The 242-nt window shown below is 63.6% G+C and carries 1 protein-coding gene; it reads right to left on the reverse strand.

Going from position 1 to position 242, the window contains the following annotated elements; all coding sequences use genetic code 11:
- Positions 1-242: tetratricopeptide repeat protein (locus FGF66_RS12440; RefSeq protein ID WP_139457968.1), on the reverse strand; the 242-nt coding region annotated here is incomplete at both ends.

Genomic DNA, 242 nt, shown 5'->3' on the forward strand with positions numbered 1-242 from the left:
TCGGAAGCCGCCAGTCGTTGACTCACGGCGAGCGACTCACGGAAAGCGTTGAGAGCGCCGTCGAGATCGCCCTGGTCACGGAGCACGTTGCCGATTTTTTCCTGGCTGACGCTGAGATCGCGCTGCCAACCGGCGTGTGAAGGATCGGAAGCCGCCAGTCGTTGACTCACGGCGAGCGACTCACGGAAAGCGTTGAGAGCGCCGTCGAGATCGCCCTGGTCGCGGAGCACGTCGCCTTGATC

Source organism: Chlorobaculum thiosulfatiphilum, assembly GCF_006265165.1.
In the GTDB taxonomy this organism is placed as follows: Bacteria; Bacteroidota; Chlorobiia; order Chlorobiales; family Chlorobiaceae; genus Chlorobaculum; species Chlorobaculum thiosulfatiphilum.